This window comes from Alteromonas sp. KS69, from assembly GCF_003989595.1.
Lineage (GTDB): Bacteria > Pseudomonadota > Gammaproteobacteria > Enterobacterales > Alteromonadaceae > Alteromonas > Alteromonas naphthalenivorans.
In genome coordinates, this window is the sequence record NZ_PYHU01000005.1 from 406,502 (window position 1) to 422,095 (window position 15,594).

Consider the following 15,594-nt stretch of genomic DNA (forward strand, 5'->3'; position numbering starts at 1 on the left):
TTGCAATCCCAGTGCCAACATGCACAAATAGAAGTGGATACAAAAAAACCGCAACTAAAGTTGCGGTTTTTGCTAGTTAAACGTCAATGTTTATCGGATGTTCAGGATAGTCTGGTTAAGCGAGTTATTCACTTCGAGTGCTCGAGAGTTAGCCTGGAAGTTCCGCTGTGCAATAATCATATCGATAAGCTCAGTGGTTAGGTTAACGTTGGCTTGTTCAAGGGCTGATGAGTTAATTTCACCGAAAGTCCCCGTCGTCGCTTCACCCGCCAATGCTTCACCAGATAGGATACTTTCTTTCCACTCAGTGCTGCTTTGCTGCGTTAAGCCCTGCTCATTAGCAAATCTCACTAAGGCCACACGCACGATAGGTTCTGACGTACCGTTTGAGAACGTCGCTCGAACCAAGCCGTCTGGGCCAATATCAATACCCGTCAAACGACCAACAGGCAAACCATCTTGCTCTAATGACGTCACTTCGAATGCTGATGCGTATTGCGTAGGTTCCACCGTGGTAGCATTTGAAGGGTCTAAGTTAAAATCGATCCCTATTTGTTGAGTCGCATCCGCCCCATTTGATAATGCAGAACCTAGCGCTTCAGTCGTTAACTTGTAATCGGTAGTTTGAATGCCATCTGGTGATTCAATACCAATAAAGTCACCACCTTGAGAAAACACAAGCTTAGCTGCTGTAACGCCGTTACCCGTGTTAGTACCCAGCGAGTTTACCGCTGTAGTTGGATCGGAATCAGTACCGGTAGAATTCACTAAATCAGTAAGTTGATCGTCTACCGCTGTCGCCACATACCATTCATTGTCTGCCGCCACATCTTTAACGAAGTAATAAGTCATCACGTGGCTGTCGCCTAGTGAGTCATAAACCGTTACCGAGGTTGCCGCGTTGTAGGTAAGTGGATCTTGTGGATCAAATGCGGCTGGATCTAACCCCTGCTCACTAGCAGGTAAGTTCATACGGATATCAACTTCTGAGGTTTGTGCTGGAGAACCTGATGAATCTGGGATTTGCACTGGCTCTGTAGTACTCAATGCAACCGATGAACTGGTAGAGTCTGAATTAACAGGGAAACCTAAAAGTAAGTCGCCGTTACTGTTAACCACGTAGTTGTCGTCATCTAACTTGAATTGACCGGCACGGGTAAACGAGAAGTCTCGTGAGGTTTCATCAGGCACGGTGGCAAAGAAACCATTCCCAGTAATCGCCAAATCAAGTGCAGTATTGGTGAACTGCAAGCTACCTTGCGAAAACTGCTGGGCCACATCTTGTGTCAAAACACCGTCGCCCACTTTGGTTTTACTTCCAGCCAATAGTGATGTGGCGTACACGTCGCCGAATTCAGCGCGAGACTCTTTAAAGCCAACCGTATTTACGTTTGCGATGTTATTCGCGGTTACATCTAAATCTTTTTGTGCGGCAGCTACGCCACTTAGTGCAATATTAAAAGACATGCTTCTTTCTCCTGCTAACTGCCGATTTGAATAACGTCATCAAGACTAATGCTGACTTCGCCATCTAAATTTAAAATTACGCCCTGACCACTGCCGGCCAAACTAACACTTCCTACATGACGGTTAATGGCAGTATTCAATTGAACGCCTTCACCGTTTAATTCGCCTGTAGCGCTAATTACGTAGTCACCCGCTGGCATATCGTTGCCTTGAGTATCCTTGCCATCCCATTCAAATTGAATGTTGCCAGCGGCTTGTGTGCCAGCATCAATGGTCTTAATCACTTCACCGTATTGATTTTCAACAGTGATCGTCATGTTTTGTACACTTTGCTCATTGACCACAACACCCGATACGCCTGCAGCGTCGCTAGACATGTGCCCTACGTTGCCCTGCACCAATACGTTCTGACCTATCAAGCTAGATGCTTGTAATGCCTGGTTAGATGTCATCGAGGCGGCGAATGACTCAAATTTATCATTCAACTGAGAAATACCATCAGCCATAGTGAATGACGTCATTTGCGCCACCATCTGATCGTTATCTACGGGTTTAGTAGGATCCTGATTCGCTAATTGCTCGGTTAACATGGCAAAAAAGTCTTCTTGCGAAAGCTGTTGCTCTGTTCCATCGACAACCGGAACCGTCTCTTCTTGCCAGTAGAGTTCGTTGTTCAGGCCAGTAGTGTTGTTAATTGTGGTCACAGTATTTTCCTCACATTACCTACGCGGCAACTTATTGCCCTTGCCCTAGCTGCAGAACCCGACGAAATATCTTTTTCGTGGTATCTGCAACCTGAACGTTGGTTTCATAGGCTTTTGATGCCGACATCATATTTGCCATTTCTTCCACGATGTTGACGTTAGGCTTATAGATATAACCCTCTTCGTCAGCCATTGGGTTATGCGGAGCATACTCCACTTGCAATGGCGCATCGCTTTCTACAATTCCCTTAACTTCAACACCCACACCCTTGCTTTGGTCGCCCATGGCGCGCTGCAACTCAGCGGCAAACACTGGGTGTCTTGCACGATACGTTTCGTCATAACTACTGCTTACCGAATTCGCGTTAGCAATGTTACTAGCGGTGGTGTTTAAACGAACATTTTCAGCTTCCATACCGGTACTGGAAATTGACATCACATTAAATAAGCTCATGATTACTGGCCTCCAGAACTAAGGGCTTTTTTCATACCTTTAACTTTACCGTTAATAAACTCAAGTGTGGCTTGGTAACGTAAACCGTTATCTAAAAAGCGGTTACGTTCTGCCTGTACTTCAACCGTATTGCCGTCTCCGGTATCCGGTTGAGTGGGTATGCGGTATTGCATTTCAAAATTTGATGCAACCGACGATACATCGCCACCTATGTGTTTATCGTGAGTTCTTACTAAGCTTCCACCGCCCAATTTGTGCTGCCCATCTTGGGCGCTCATGGCTGACTCCATCGCTTTATTAAAGTCGATGTCTTTCGCCTTATAACCAGGGGTATTGGCGTTCGCTAGGTTTCCAGAGATGACTTCCATCCTGTCGGTGCGTATTGCTAACGCCGACTGATGAAACCCGACTAACTTGTCGAGATTTATGGCCATATTGAAAACTCCTCGCTGCGAAATTCCGGAAATACGCCATCAGTAAATAATGACGAATTATCTGTTATAGGATTTTACTAGCAAGGCAGATGCCAACCTGAAGATTGGCACTGTATAAAAATGAGAAAAGAAATAGAGGGGAATTTAAATATTTTAATAAATTCAGTATTTTAGGTATTTATTTCTTTTGATAGTACAAGCCAGGATTACATTTAATCATGGCATACGTATCGCTTGCCGCACTGATAGATTCAGACGCGCCAAGGAAAAGGACACCGGCAGGTTGCAGCTGTCCGGCAATTTGTTGCAGTATCTTTTGTTTCACATCTGCCGAAAAATAAATCAGCACATTGCGGCAAAAAACGATGTCGAAGCGGCCAAGTGCTGCATAGGAAGTTAACAAATTCAAACTTCTGAATGAAACCATGTTGCGCACTTCTGGCTTAACCTGCATCTGCCCACTTTCATGAGGTTGGAAAAACATAGCCCTACGTTGTGGCGATAACCCTCTAGCAAGCGAAAGTTCATCGTATAGCCCTTGGCTACACTTGCTGAGCATTTCAGAAGAAAGGTCAGTGGCTATAATTTCAACCCCTTGCCTAAGCAATCCGGGTCGCTGTTTTTGAAACTCTAATATCGACATAGCAATAGAATAAGGCTCTTGTCCAGACGAACAAGCTGCACTCCAAATTCTTAGCTTTTGATTTTTCGTTGCAAGTTGAGGAAGTAAATCGCGTTGTAGCAACTCAAACGGATAAGTATCTCTAAACCACAACGTTTCGTTTGTGGTCATCGCATCAATGACGCTTTGTAAAAGGTTACGATCGTAACCTTTTACTACTACATCAATAAGCGCATCAGTACTGTCATAGTCATGCTTATATAACAACGACGCAAGCCTGCTTCTTACAAGGTATTGCTTGTTTTCCCCGAGTACTATTCCACATTGTTTCTCGAGGAAGTGCCGAAACTTTTCATAGCTTGCCGGCGACACACTTTTATTATCCAACCCCTACCGCTCCGTTATTCACAATCCGTCATTAACCACTTCTGAACTGCTGTTGCTAGTTCATCGGGGTGAAATTTCGCAATAAAGTCGTCCGCTCCCACTTTCTGAACCATGGCTTGATTGAATACGCCACTTAAAGATGTGTGAAGTACAACATGAAGCTTTTGAAGTTCTGGTGTATTTTTAATTTCCGCCGTAAGGGTGTAACCGTCCATCTCTGGCATTTCTATGTCAGACACTAGCACCCCAATTCGCTTGGTAATATCACCATATTCTTCAGCGATTTCCTTCAAGCGGTTTAACGCTTCTAAACCATTCTTTGCCAGCTCAATTTCTAACCCAAGTGAGGTTAGCGCTTTTTTAACTTGATTTCTTGCCACAGCTGAATCATCAGCAATGAAGATAATTTTATCTTCCTTACCTTCCGTAGTTAGCCCTTCGGCAACATCTGCGCTTACTTCTGCATTTAGCGGTGAAATTTCATTGAGGATTTTTTCTACGTCGAGAATTTCAATTAATTCGTTTTCTACTTCAGTAACAGCGGTTAAGTAACTTGCTCGGCCTGTCCCTTGGGGAGGCGGCATGATGGCATCCCAGTTGGTATTAATGATGCGCTCAACAGCGCCCACTAAAAAGCCTTGTACAGAACGGTTGTATTCAGCAATAACGATAAACGCATTTGATAAATCTTCAATACGCTTGCCACCCGTCGCCATGCTTAAATCGATGACAGAAATAGTTTGCCCACGAATATGTGCTACTCCGCGAACTAACGAGTTCAACTTTGGCATTGAAGTCAGTGGTGGACACTGGAGCACTTCACGTACTTTAAACACGTTGATACCAAAGCGTTGACGGCCATTAAGCCTGAACAACAATAACTCAAGACGGTTTTGACCAACTAATTGGGTTCGTTGGTTAACCGAGTCTAAAATTCCCGACATATCTCACCTCTTTTTAATACTGGGCATGATCATTGCCTTCACTAAAGAGAATAGACAATATCACTAAATGTATGCAGGTCAAACGACAGAAAAATGACGGTTTCGCTGCATGTACAACTTAATCACGGACGTACGCAAGTTATTGTCTCAACCTAATTTGTCTTATAAGCATAGACAATAACTCAGTAAGTGAACACGAAAAGTGACTATGAAAAATTTAAAAAACGTAAAATCTTGGCTTACAGGAGTTCGTCTGCCACTTTTCACTGTTGTGGTGACCGTTGCTTTAGCGCCTTACAGTTACGCTGAAACAATGCACGATGTAGTGAATAAGGGCGCAGAAGAATACCTGCTGTCGGCGCTTAGTATACACGATGAAAACACCGATATTGCTGTGAGCATTGCTGAAGTAGACGAAAGAATTAATATTCCTCAGTGTCCAACCGGATTTCAATTTCACGCGTCTGATGAATCTTTGAACCAATCGTATGTTTCGGTACGGGTAAGTTGCACAAATAATGACTGGTACTTGTTTACCAGCGCCCAAGTGACCAGAACGAAAGAAATTGTGGTTACTTCTGGCGCGGTTAGCCCTGGCACTGTGCTTTCTGCATCTAATCTGACGTTGGCATCGGTGGATATAAAGCGTCTTCGATACAGTGCATTTACTGATGTAGATGCATTGATTGGCGCTCGAATGAAACGTCGAATTGTTGATGGCCAAGCTGTGCAATCAAATATGCTATGCTTTGTGTGCAAGGGCGATAGAATTACCATTCGTGCATCATTGGGTGGGATGGCGGTTAAAACATCTGGAATAGCACAACAAGATGGTGTTATTGGCGATACCATAAAGGTGCTCAATGCCAGTAGCCAAAAGCCCGTGATAGCGGAAGTCGCCAGCGCTCAAGAAGTCGTGGTACACTTGTAGTTCAGCGTGCTAAAAAACTACGTTTTCGTTGTATAAAAACCTAAAGAAAAGAAGGTTTGTGCCGATAACTTGTACAGAGGCGAAAAGGTAGTGGAGAAATATTATGGCAATTAACAATGTAAACAATGGGTTACCCAAAACACCCGTTGATAATACAAAAATTTCGCAACAGAATCAGGCACAGCAGTCGCAACAGCAACAAGCGACGTCTAACAATGCATCTGTTGCTCAAGCACCACGACAAGATTCAGTATCCTTGACTCAGTCTGCACAGCAGTTGAATCAAGTTCAGAAGAAAGGTTCTGAAGCGCCTGTAAATCAGGAAAAAGTCGATCGTCTTAAAAAAGCGATATCAAGTGGTGAATACAAAGTTAACCCTGAAGTGTTAGCGAATAAAATCGCTAAGCTTGAGGGTGAGATTTTTGGCCAAAAATAATTAGGTTTCTATGACTAGTCATCTTTATTCAGCGTTATCACAACAGGTCACTAACTTAGAGGGCCTGTGCTTGATGCTGGAAAAAGAATTACATTTAATTAGCTCACGAGATGCAGAAACCTTGATGAGTCTTTTAGAAGATAAGTCTAAATTACTAGAGTCTATTCAATCTACGGACCAAAAAGTCGAGGCGTTATATCGCCAAACTACAGACGAAACGATTAGTGCAGATGAACAAGGGTTAATGGATAATGCGAAAAGTCTGTTAGAAGACTGTAAGTATAAAACCCAAATCAATCAGAAAGCCGTAGAGCAAGGACAGCTTCGCCTCACACACTTACGGAATCTGATGTTGGAAGTTCGCGCTAAAGAGTCGTTAACCTACGATAAGAAAGGTAAGCCAAATGCAGGCCGTTTAGGTTCAGGTATTAGCGCCTAAGTAATGCACTCGTTACCGAAAGCCCCAATAAAAGCACAAAAAAGCGCGTTTAATACGCGCTTTTTTGTGGGTGCTATTTAGCCATACATCGAAATACTTAATAGTATTTGATGTCTTTTATTCTTTGTGGCTTCGCTGTCGTCAAATAAATGTCGTACACGCGATGCATATCTAGCTCAAGTTCGGTGGCATAGGTGTCTTCACCCACGGGGTAACTTTTTATTACCCTAGCCCCTCTAATAACGCCCTCTACAGAAGCCCGCAAGGTTTCATTATCCACCACAAGGCTAGACAGTGATTGATTACCTTCAATACGCTGTCCGTACACCTGCTCTGCAAGTTCTCTGTAAGCCTCTAGTTTTGATGCTTTAATTGCCATCAAGGTTTTCACGGTTTCGCTTTCACCCCGTTGCGACATAATTGGGGCATATCCAACGGCACTTAGCACAGGGTAACTGTCTGGCTCAACCGTCTCCCACTCCACATGTTTGTCTACAAATAGACTACATCCTGATAAACCTGTTAGTGCAGCAAATAAAGCCATCGTCATCCATGCTCGGCTACGAATCAATTTTTCAAAAAACACCATTAGAGAAACCTCATTCTCAATTTTTCTATTAGTGGATAAGCAATGTTTACGCCTAAATTTTAAATTTGAAACATTGGCATCTATTTCGCTTATTATAAGTTGGAGCAAAAATTGACATAAAGTCGAAAAAAACCGATTAAAGAATCTGATACAAAAGAATACTGACTTAAATTAACTGATGTAGTGCCCTCTTATCGCACTGCAACAAAAGGACAAGACTGTGCTTGGCATACAAACATTCGCTAAACTAACGTTAACTAGCGTGTCTTCTGTGAAAAGAAGATATCAAGCTAGATACGCCAAGGTCGCCTTTTTTATGGCGCTGTTTTGCCTTGCTTTAGTGTCAACAGGGCAAAGCCATGCCGCTTGGTATGAAGCCAAAGGCCAAGCAGTTATCGTGAACGGTAATAAAGAAAAAGCACGTAGAGACGCCACAGAAGAAGCCCTCAAACAAGCATTGTTATTCGCAGGTGCCTCGATAAGCAGTGTTCAGCAGCTCACAAATGGGTTACTTGAAAGTGAAGACATTACCATTAGTAGTTCAGGTGAAGTGGATCATCTCGAACTCACTGATGAAGTATGGCATAGCGACTATGTTACCGTAAGCGTCAGGGCGGATATCTTTCCTGCGGCTAAACAATGTACCGCAGTTGAGTATGATAAAAATATTGCCACCAGTTACTTCATGGTAGAAAACCGCAATCATTTAGTTGAAGGAAAAATCCCTAACTTTTCCGAGGCAGTCACAAGAAAGCTGGCTACCGAAATGTCGGCGCAGGCGCAGAATTTGAATTTAGCGTACATTGCTCCACACACCACACGATGGGGAGTTAATGGGCTTGAAGAAAATGTGCGCGCATTATCACAACAATCAAATGCACAGTTTGTTTTAATCGGCAGCATTAATGACGTTAGTGTTGAAAGACAACGCCCTTCTTCGATTGCATTCTGGAAAGAAGAAAAAGCCACCCGTTACTTTTCGCTAAGCATTAAGGTTTTCGACGGTATAAATAGCGGCTTGCTGCTGCAGCAAGATTACATAACTGAAGCAAATTGGCCTTTTGACCGGTTTACCGATGTAGACGAATTTTCGTCAACCTTTTGGCGGACAGATTACGGCAATGCAATTAGAAAGCAGATGCAGCAGTTAACCGCTGATATTAACGAGACTATTGCCTGTCAGCCTATGACTGGCAGAGTGCTTAATGTTGCCGGTTCGCATATTTCAGTATCATTGGGCCGCGATAATGGCATACAAAATGGTGATGAGCTTTTTGTCTATCAAACCAGCGAAATTATCGACAGACACGGTAAAGCCTATTTGCAGTACCATATTTACCCCGGTGCATTTGTTGTTGAAAATGCTTATGGCAATACTGCAAGATTGATTCATAAAGACAGTGGTATTATTGCGAATATTCAAGAGAGTGATTTCGTTATCAAACGATAGTTCGGTTACAGCGTCTACTAATTACATAGAAGAACTAAACAACCGCTCACCCTTTATAGCAGGGTACAAAACTTAGATAAAGGTTTTTAAACCAAAGGGTTCCGTTCGCGGATTAAGTTCGTATAATAGCCTTGTAGGTCCCCATAGTTTAATGGATAAAACAAGGCCCTCCTAAGGCTTAGATGTTGGTTCGATTCCAGCTGGGGACGCCATCAATCTTAACCGCAGTCACGGAATGTAATCTTACCTAACGCTATTTCCCAAGATAGTGGTCTACTATCTCTTGCCACTCGTCAGTCTCTATCACTCTAAGTAACGCAGTATTAATCTTTTCTCTTTGCGCACTGTTTTCTGGTAGTGCAATAGCATAATCCTGACGCTCAATGACTTCAGGTAAAATAAGAATACTGTCACCAAAGCTGTTTTTAGTTAAGTACTGTAAAATGGGTTTATCGTAAACCAATGCATCTAGCTTGCCTGATGCCAATTGCGACAAACCTTCTTCAACGCTTTCAAGCCGCTTAAATCCGATATTTTCTTTTTGTAAAAATGCGCTACTTGCAGAGTTAGCCAAGGTGCCCACCCGCACATTAGGTAGGTCCTCAAGCCCTTTAACACTTGAAGATAGCTGACTTACGGTAAGGCTTGTGGCAATGGCTGCGGTAAAGCTACTGATTAAAATGATGGCTGCAAACATCCAAATGAAACCGATTACCCTCCCCCCAAAGGTAACAGGGGCCTTATCGCCATACCCTACTGTGGTCATGGTCACCGCCGCCCACCAAAAGCTAGCACCAAGGCCTTGTTGCGTCGAGCCGCCAAACATCTCGGCGTTGCGCTTTCTTTCAAACAGCCACAGTAACGCACCTACCGCCAGTAGCAACCCGCACAAAGCTGATAGTGCAACTAAAAATTCCCAGCTGAAAAAACCTTTAACGGCTGACATCCACCGATTTCCTTCGCTAGGCACGGCGATAGCTAATCCCGTAGTATAAAAGGGGTGCGTAAAATCAATAACCGATTCTCGTTGCGCATTGACGGTAAGCGCAGCAACAGATGCATCAAAACGACCATTTTCTACTCCCTCCACCAGCTCAACCAGTGAAGCTTCGGTCAACACATAATCGGTAGACGTTAATTCTGCAATTTGTTCCCAAAGTGCAATACTTATACCTTCAAAAGAACCGTCTTCATTTTTAATGACAAACGGCGGCGCGACCTTCGTAGCAATAACCTGTTTTGGCTCATTATCATTGGTTTGCGCCATACTTGGCAGCATGACACTCAAGCTAAACACTAAGATAGTGATTATTCGACACATTGTTTTCATACTTGTCCTTGTGATTTGTTTACTTTTAAACTGCATTTAAGCCACTTTCACTAATAGTAAGCCATCGTCAAATTAGCTACGTATAAGATTCAGTCGTCAATAATTAAAAAAAACTATTTCGATTTTGGCTTTTAAAATGATGCTACTTTTAGAATAAACCCATGGTATACGAGAGTAGAATATTCAACAAACAGCCCCATATTGATTCTTAGTAAAACAGTGCTTATTTAGGTCAACGTTGAAAAGTAGTATTGGCGTAGCGAATACATTCATGAAAATAACGCTTCGCTGAGTGTGGGAGAAAACTATGACTGATTTTAAAAAAAATGATGATTTACATTCGTTCTTTAATGAGATGCAGGATGTAAAACCCATTAAACCTTCAAATAAAGCGTTATTGCATGATACAGAGAGTGCGATAGCTGAAAAAAAGAGGCGTGCTGCGCGTCAACGCAGTGAACGGGAAAAGCTGAAAAGCCCGCTAAGCTTAGAAGGGATAACACCGGTAAAGCCTGACGATTTCATTTTGTTCCAACAACCGGGTATTCAAGACGGTGTGTTCAAAAAATTACGCATGGGTAAATACCCATTAGAAGAAACCCTTTCTCTCAGTGGCATGACGATTGAGCAAAGTAGAGATGCACTATACAAAGCGATAACCGACTCACATAAACGGGGTGTAAGGGCATTATTGATTAAGCACGGCAAGGGTGAAGAGAGTAAACCTTTTCCTGCTTACAAGAAAAGCTTTGTTAATCACTGGTTGCTTGAGTTAGAAGAGGTCATTGCCTACCACACGGCGCAGCCTATGCACGGTGGGTTTGCAGCTACGTATGTATTGTTGAAGAAACATCCCGATCAGAAATTGATCAACAGAGAGAAAAATAGAAAAGGCTAATAGCGCAAGATAGGTAAAATGAATTGGTAAAGCTGAGTGATTAACGCCAGTATCTGACAACAGATACTGGCGTTAGAATTTCACTTTCAGACTACTTAACTGAAGACTGCACAACTAGCGTTGAAGTAACGTCGGCAGATTTAGCTGAACTGCTGAAAACAGCAGTAACAAACATCAGCACAACCGCTATGGCTACTCCGGTTAAGCCAAACCCTTTTGATGAACGATTCATTCGTCGTCTCTTGTTATCAACACCAACAATATTTTTTGTTGGTACAACCCTTAAAACAAACTCCTGTAACCTGTCTGCAATCCCTGCATTGCACTACAATAGATCAGTGACTTATCGAAGACAAGCCCTCAGTACAATTTTTTGACACTTTGCCAATCTATTGACACGCTTTACGCTCATTTAAGTAAAAAGTAGAGATAAGAACATCTTACCTCTACTAAGCTTAAGCGCGTTTTTATCCTACAAAACGACGGGCATTTCTAAAGATGCGCATCCACGCACCATCTTCTTGCCAATCGTCTGGACGCCATGAGTTTGCCACCGCTCTGAACACGCGCTCAGGGTGCGGCATCATTATGGTGCTTCGTCCATCACTAGAGGTTAGCCCAGTGATACCTTCAGGCGAACCATTCGGGTTAGCTGGGTATTGCATAGTAGGTTGGCCGTAGTTATCAACATAACGAAGTGCCACTTGCGATGCTACAGACGAAAGCGCGCTGTCGCTTGCAAACTCTGCTTGCCCTTCACCGTGTGATACAGCAATTGGCATGCGTGAACCGGCCATGTCTTGCAACAACACAGAGGCAGATTTAGTCACTTCTACCATGGCTACACGGGCTTCGAAACGTGCCGATTGGTTAGCAACAAAGTGCGGCCAATGTTCAGTACCAGGAATAAGTGACTTCAAGTTAGACAGCATTTGGCAACCGTTACAAACCCCTAAACTAAAGGTACTGTTACGGTCGAAGAAGGCAGCGAATTGATCCCGTGCAAGCTCGTTGAACAAGATTGATTTCGCCCACCCTTCACCGGCTCCAAGTACATCACCGTAAGAAAAACCACCACAAGCAGCTAAACCGGCGAAGTCATCAAGAGTGACTTTACCGGCTAAGATATCGCTCATGTGTACATCAACAGCGTTAAAACCAGCGCGATTAAATGCAGCAGCCATTTCAAGGTGCGAGTTTACGCCTTGTTCACGTAAGATGGCGACTTTAGGCTGCACACCTTTCGCGATATATGGCGCAGCAATATCTTCATTTACGTTATAGGTTAGCGCAGCATGTAAACCTGGATCGGCAGCATCTTGCTTAGCGGCATGTTCTTGTTCAGCACATACTGGGTTATCGCGAAGTTTTTGCATTGCCAAAGTGGTTTGGGCCCACGTGGTACGCATGGCTACGCGGCTATCGTTTAGCACTGCCACGTTGTCACGGGTAAATTCAATGGTGTCGGTGGTATTTAACGTACCGATGTAATGACTAATATCCGTTAAATCGAAAGACGCGAGTACCGCATTAATCTCCTCTATGTCTTTGTCTAACACTTGAAGTACGCCACCAAGCTCTTCGTTAAACAACACAGATAAGTCTGAACTCGCTTCTGAACCTGAAATGCCGTCTAGCGCAACACTTACACCGGTTTTACCGGCAAAGGCCATTTCAGCTACCGTGGTGAATAGTCCACCATCAGAACGGTCGTGGTAAGCCACTACCAGTTGTTTCTCTATTAGCGTTTGTACCGCATTGAAGAAGGCTTTCAAACGTTGCGCACAAACCACATCTGCAGGAGCATCACCTAATTGCTCGTACACTTGTGAAAGACAACTCGCGCCAAGGCGGTTTTTGCCTTCACCTAAATCGATGAGTAATAGTTGGCTGTCACCCTTATCGGTGCGAAGCTCTGGTGTGACCGTTTTACGAATATCTTTTACTGCACCGAAAGCAGAAATCACTAACGATAACGGTGATGTTACCGCTTTATCTTCGCCTTCCTCTTGCCATGCAGTTTTCATCGACATGGAGTCTTTGCCTACCGGAATGGTTAATCCCAATTCAGGACAAAGCTCTTCACCCACGGCCTTTACCGCTTCATACAACCCAGCGTCTTCACCAGGGTGACCTGCCGCTGCCATCCAGTTTGCTGAAAGCTTAATACGGGTTAAATCGCCAATGTTCGCTGCGGCAATATTGGTTAACGCTTCACCTACGGCTAAACGCGCTGACGCACCATGAGATAACAAGGCAACGGGGGTTCTTTCACCCATCGCCATGGCTTCACCGTGGTAAGTATCAAAAGCAGTGGCGGTAACCGCCACATCGGCTACAGGTACTTGCCAAGGGCCAACCATTTGATCTCGGTTAACCAAACCTGTTACCGAGCGATCGCCAATAGTAATAAGGAAAGTTTTTTCCGCCACAGTAGGTAGCGACAATATACGTGATGCCGCATCGGCCAATGTAATGTCGCTTTCATTAAAGCTTGTGGTTTCTAATGGTTTACTTGTCACATCGCGATGCATTTTAGGCGGTTTGCCAAGTAACACATCAAGGGGCATGTCTATAGGCTGGTTATCGAATTGGCTGTCGTTTACATTCAATTCTTGTTCAGCAGTGGCTTCCCCTACTACAACGTAAGGTGCGCGTTCACGGGCGCAAATCGCCTCAAACACCGGCATGTTTTCTGGTGCTACTGACATCACGTAACGTTCTTGTGATTCGTTACACCATAATTCTAGTGGTGTCATACCTGGTTCGTCAGATAATACATTACGCAGTTCAAACTTACCGCCACGTCCGCCATCGTTAACTAATTCAGGCAGCGCGTTCGATAAACCACCCGCGCCCACATCGTGAATAAACTGGATAGGATTGTTATCACCTAACTGCCAGCACGCATCAATAACTTCTTGGCAACGACGCTCCATTTCTGGGTTTTCACGCTGTACCGAAGCAAAGTCTAAATCTTCATTTGACTGACCTGATGCCATGGAAGAAGCTGCGCCCCCACCAAGGCCAATGTTCATTGCAGGGCCGCCAAGTACGATAAGTTTGGCACCTACGGTAATTTCGCCTTTTTCAATATGCTCACGGCGAATATTACCTAAGCCACCAGCAAGCATAATAGGCTTGTGGTAACCACGTACTTCAACGCCATTAAAGCTATTCACTTCTTGCTCGTAGGTACGGAAATAACCAAGCAAATTCGGACGACCAAATTCATTATTAAATGCAGCGCCACCTAGTGGGCCATCTAGCATAATATCTAACGCGCTCACGATACGTTGTGGTTTACCGTAGTCTTTTTCCCACGGCTGTTCTAACCCTGGAATACGTAAGTTAGACACACTAAAACCACCCAAACCTGCTTTTGGCTTAGAACCACGACCGGTAGCACCTTCATCACGAATTTCACCACCTGAGCCTGTTGCCGCACCTGGGAAAGGTGAAATAGCGGTTGGGTGGTTATGGGTTTCTACCTTCATCAGAATATCGATATTCTCATGATGGTATTCATATTGATGAGTTTGTGGGTTCGGGAAGAAACGCCCTGCTTCCCATCCAGACATAACAGCAGCGTTGTCTTTATAGGCCGAATAAACATGATCGGGTAACACTTCAAATGTGTTCTTGATCATTTTGAACAAGGATTTTTCTTGCTCTTGACCGTCGATGGTCCAACTGGCGTTGAAAATCTTATGGCGGCAATGTTCAGAGTTCGCTTGCGCAAACATGTAAAGCTCTACGTCGGTAGGATTGCGCGCCAAACGCGTAAAGCTTTCGAATAAATACTCTATTTCATCATCAGCCAGTGCTAAACCAAGTTGAATATTGGCATCCACAAGCGCTTGCTTGCCATCTTCGAGTATCGCTACTGATGTAAAGGTTTTCGCCTTAGTATGTGCAAACAATACTTCTGCCGCTGCTGTATTAGGAAAAACAGTTTCCGTCATGCGATCATGCAAGTGGGTAGCAAGAAGACTATAGTCAGCATCGCTAAGCGGTTGCGCTGCTTCTATATAAAAAGCACAGCCTCGCTCTATACGATTAATCGTGTTCAGACTACAATTGTTTGCGATATCAGTTGCTTTGGTAGACCAAGGAGAGATGGTGCCTGGTCGGGGTGTTACCACGAAGAGATTGCCAGTTGGCGTTTGGGTTTGTCGGGCAGGCCCGTAGGTAAGCAGCTTTTTAAGTATTTCTAATTGCTGCTGCGAGAGTTCACCTTCTGAATCGATAAGGTGAATATATTCGCTATATAGGTTTTTCACCTTAATGCCGGATTGACCCAGCTTTGCAATCAGTTTAGTTTGGTGAAACTCTGATAGTGCGGGAGCGCCTCGAAGGACCAACATATTGCTTTACCTGGTTGTTCAGAAACAACGACCATCAATGGGACGCGTTGCCTCTGTAATTGATGAATATTTCGGCGCGGATTATAGAGGATTTATGTTCTATTGGTAACCTTCAACATAGGCTATGTTGCAGTTTTTTTTC

At 43.9% G+C, this 15,594-nt stretch carries 15 protein-coding genes and 1 tRNA gene; 6 read left to right on the forward strand and 10 right to left on the reverse strand.

What is annotated here, in order from left to right:
* Positions 1-90 precede the first annotated feature (90 nt).
* From flgE to C7Y69_RS05170, 6 genes are all read right to left on the reverse strand, one after another.
* The gene (gene flgE / locus C7Y69_RS05145; protein WP_126872014.1) at positions 91-1,467 is read right to left on the reverse strand and encodes a flagellar hook protein FlgE; all 1,377 of its coding nucleotides are present in this window, start codon (positions 1,465-1,467) and stop codon (positions 91-93) included.
* A 14-nt stretch (positions 1,468-1,481) separates the two neighbouring features.
* On the reverse strand, positions 1,482-2,171 hold the full coding sequence (flgD, locus tag C7Y69_RS05150; protein WP_013785148.1) for a flagellar hook assembly protein FlgD: 690 nt from the start codon (positions 2,169-2,171) through the stop codon (positions 1,482-1,484).
* A gap of 31 nt (positions 2,172-2,202) precedes the next feature.
* Positions 2,203-2,625, reverse strand: coding sequence for a flagellar basal body rod protein FlgC (gene flgC, locus C7Y69_RS05155; protein WP_126872015.1), 423 nt, complete (start codon positions 2,623-2,625; stop codon positions 2,203-2,205).
* A 2-nt stretch (positions 2,626-2,627) separates the two neighbouring features.
* Positions 2,628-3,059, reverse strand: coding sequence for a flagellar basal body rod protein FlgB (gene flgB / locus C7Y69_RS05160; protein ID WP_013785150.1), 432 nt, complete (start codon positions 3,057-3,059; stop codon positions 2,628-2,630).
* A 178-nt stretch (positions 3,060-3,237) separates the two neighbouring features.
* Positions 3,238-4,068 (reverse strand): CheR family methyltransferase, encoded by an 831-nt coding sequence (locus C7Y69_RS05165; RefSeq protein ID WP_126872016.1) that lies wholly within the window; start codon positions 4,066-4,068, stop codon positions 3,238-3,240.
* 14 nt (positions 4,069-4,082) lie between these two features.
* On the reverse strand, positions 4,083-5,012 hold the full coding sequence (locus tag C7Y69_RS05170; RefSeq protein ID WP_013785152.1) for a chemotaxis protein CheV: 930 nt from the start codon (positions 5,010-5,012) through the stop codon (positions 4,083-4,085).
* Between the two features lie 208 nt (positions 5,013-5,220).
* Between C7Y69_RS05170 and flgA the strand changes: the two genes are divergently transcribed.
* The 3 genes from flgA (at position 5,221) to flgN (ending at position 6,818) form a co-directional block, all read left to right on the forward strand.
* Complete coding sequence (gene flgA, locus C7Y69_RS05175; protein WP_013785153.1) at positions 5,221-5,943, forward strand: flagellar basal body P-ring formation chaperone FlgA; 723 nt, start codon at positions 5,221-5,223, stop codon at positions 5,941-5,943.
* A gap of 103 nt (positions 5,944-6,046) precedes the next feature.
* Positions 6,047-6,379, forward strand: coding sequence for a flagellar biosynthesis anti-sigma factor FlgM (flgM, locus tag C7Y69_RS05180; RefSeq protein ID WP_126872017.1), 333 nt, complete (start codon positions 6,047-6,049; stop codon positions 6,377-6,379).
* A gap of 10 nt (positions 6,380-6,389) precedes the next feature.
* Positions 6,390-6,818, forward strand: coding sequence for a flagellar export chaperone FlgN (flgN, locus tag C7Y69_RS05185; protein WP_126872018.1), 429 nt, complete (start codon positions 6,390-6,392; stop codon positions 6,816-6,818).
* A 97-nt stretch (positions 6,819-6,915) separates the two neighbouring features.
* Here flgN and C7Y69_RS05190 read toward each other — a convergent pair whose 3' ends face one another.
* On the reverse strand, positions 6,916-7,368 hold the full coding sequence (locus C7Y69_RS05190) for an LPP20 family lipoprotein (protein WP_126872082.1): 453 nt from the start codon (positions 7,366-7,368) through the stop codon (positions 6,916-6,918).
* 355 nt (positions 7,369-7,723) lie between these two features.
* Between C7Y69_RS05190 and C7Y69_RS05195 the strand changes: the two genes are divergently transcribed.
* Positions 7,724-8,857, forward strand: coding sequence for a flagellar assembly protein FlgT (locus tag C7Y69_RS05195; protein ID WP_260563424.1), 1,134 nt, complete (start codon positions 7,724-7,726; stop codon positions 8,855-8,857).
* Between the two features lie 137 nt (positions 8,858-8,994).
* A tRNA-Arg gene (locus tag C7Y69_RS05200) sits at positions 8,995-9,069 on the forward strand.
* Positions 9,070-9,110: 41 nt separating this feature from the next.
* Here the strand turns inward: C7Y69_RS05200 and C7Y69_RS05205 are convergent.
* A complete protein-coding gene (locus C7Y69_RS05205) occupies positions 9,111-10,187 on the reverse strand; it encodes a transporter substrate-binding domain-containing protein (protein WP_185864140.1) in 1,077 nt (358 codons plus the stop codon).
* Positions 10,188-10,494: 307 nt separating this feature from the next.
* Between C7Y69_RS05205 and smrA the strand changes: the two genes are divergently transcribed.
* Positions 10,495-11,085, forward strand: coding sequence for a DNA endonuclease SmrA (gene smrA / locus C7Y69_RS05210; protein ID WP_126872021.1), 591 nt, complete (start codon positions 10,495-10,497; stop codon positions 11,083-11,085).
* A gap of 91 nt (positions 11,086-11,176) precedes the next feature.
* Here the strand turns inward: smrA and C7Y69_RS21505 are convergent, their stop codons facing one another.
* Positions 11,177-11,317 (reverse strand): hypothetical protein, encoded by a 141-nt coding sequence (locus C7Y69_RS21505; RefSeq protein ID WP_013785166.1) that lies wholly within the window; start codon positions 11,315-11,317, stop codon positions 11,177-11,179.
* Between the two features lie 235 nt (positions 11,318-11,552).
* Positions 11,553-15,452 (reverse strand): phosphoribosylformylglycinamidine synthase, encoded by a 3,900-nt coding sequence (gene purL / locus C7Y69_RS05215; RefSeq protein ID WP_126872022.1) that lies wholly within the window; start codon positions 15,450-15,452, stop codon positions 11,553-11,555.
* Positions 15,453-15,594: the final 142 nt, after the last annotated feature.

Excerpts from the sequence above, each read along its gene's own strand:
- flgM (WP_126872017.1), top strand. The coding sequence starts at position 6,047 with ATGGCAATTAACAATGTAAACAATGGGTTACCCAAAACACCCGTTGAT.
- flgE (WP_126872014.1), bottom strand. The coding sequence starts at position 1,467 with ATGTCTTTTAATATTGCACTAAGTGGCGTAGCTGCCGCACAAAAAGAT.
- C7Y69_RS05170 (WP_013785152.1), bottom strand. The coding sequence starts at position 5,012 with ATGTCGGGAATTTTAGACTCGGTTAACCAACGAACCCAATTAGTTGGT.
- smrA (WP_126872021.1), top strand. The coding sequence starts at position 10,495 with ATGACTGATTTTAAAAAAAATGATGATTTACATTCGTTCTTTAATGAG.
- flgA (WP_013785153.1), top strand. The coding sequence starts at position 5,221 with ATGAAAAATTTAAAAAACGTAAAATCTTGGCTTACAGGAGTTCGTCTG.
- flgB (WP_013785150.1), bottom strand. The coding sequence starts at position 3,059 with ATGGCCATAAATCTCGACAAGTTAGTCGGGTTTCATCAGTCGGCGTTA.
- C7Y69_RS05190 (WP_126872082.1), bottom strand. The coding sequence starts at position 7,368 with ATGACGATGGCTTTATTTGCTGCACTAACAGGTTTATCAGGATGTAGT.
- C7Y69_RS21505 (WP_013785166.1), bottom strand. The coding sequence starts at position 11,317 with ATGAATCGTTCATCAAAAGGGTTTGGCTTAACCGGAGTAGCCATAGCG.
- purL (WP_126872022.1), bottom strand. The coding sequence starts at position 15,452 with ATGTTGGTCCTTCGAGGCGCTCCCGCACTATCAGAGTTTCACCAAACT.
- C7Y69_RS05205 (WP_185864140.1), bottom strand. The coding sequence starts at position 10,187 with ATGAAAACAATGTGTCGAATAATCACTATCTTAGTGTTTAGCTTGAGT.
- flgC (WP_126872015.1), bottom strand. The coding sequence starts at position 2,625 with ATGAGCTTATTTAATGTGATGTCAATTTCCAGTACCGGTATGGAAGCT.
- C7Y69_RS05195 (WP_260563424.1), top strand. The coding sequence starts at position 7,724 with ATGGCGCTGTTTTGCCTTGCTTTAGTGTCAACAGGGCAAAGCCATGCC.
- flgN (WP_126872018.1), top strand. The coding sequence starts at position 6,390 with ATGACTAGTCATCTTTATTCAGCGTTATCACAACAGGTCACTAACTTA.